This is a genomic window from Pseudomonas sp. P5_B2 (assembly GCF_056400445.1).
This window is the reverse complement of record NZ_JBFULH010001221.1, coordinates 1-838: the sequence shown is the minus strand read 5'-3', so window position 1 is coordinate 838 and position 838 is coordinate 1. Positions and strand designations below refer to the sequence as shown.

Below are 838 nucleotides of genomic sequence, written 5' to 3'. Positions count from 1 at the left end.
GCTGTATAGTCAGGCACCGTCGCCACAATATCGGTGCCGCTCAGCAGCGTGCTCAACCCGTTGAACTGCGGTACCGCGAGCACGACATGGCGTTTGCGTCCGAGCTTCTCCAGTTCTTCATCGATAAAGCCGCTCAGGTCACCCGCGAACGACACCAAGGCATGCGGCCGGGCACAGAAGTCATCCAGGCTCAATGGTCCGGGCACGGTGTCGGCCCGCAACAGCTTGGGCATACTGCGACGCAGTACTTTGCGCTTGGCGTTGGCCGGCAGGTCGGCGGTGTAGCTGACGCCGATGGAGATCTCGCCCGAGGCCAGCAGGCTCGGCATCAGAATGTAGTTGGYCCGACGTACCACCAGCACGATTCCGGGCGATTCGGCACGCAGGCGCTTGAGCAGCATCGGCAGCAAGGCGAACTCGACATCATCCGACAGGCCAATGCGGAACACCGCAGTGCTGGTGGCCGGATCGAACTCTGCTGCACGGCTGACGGCCGTGGAAATCGAGTCCAGTGCGGGGGAGAGCAGGGCGAAGATTTCTATCGCCCGGGCGGACGGTTCCATGCTGCGTCCGGTGCGCACGAACAGCGGATCATCGAACAGCCCGCGCAGGCGTGAGAGCGCCGCACTGATGGCCGGCTGGCCGAGAAACAGCTTCTCTGCAGCGCGGGTCACGCTGCGTTCGTGCATCAATGTTTCGAAAACGATCAACAGGTTCAGGTCGACACGACGCAGGTCATTACGATTCATCTGGAGTCCCTGGCAGAGTCATCAAGCTTGACGAGAGCGGCCATATAAGAACAATGACCGGCATGAATCTTACGGGGAAAGGCTGCTAC

The 838-nt window shown here is 61.2% G+C and carries 1 protein-coding gene; it reads right to left on the bottom strand.

Going from position 1 to position 838, the window contains the following annotated elements; all coding sequences use genetic code 11:
- Positions 1–749 (bottom strand): LysR family transcriptional regulator (locus AC1DRJ_RS30340; RefSeq protein ID WP_477805362.1); only part of this gene is annotated, 749 nt, incomplete at its 3' end.
- Positions 750–838: the final 89 nt, after the last annotated feature.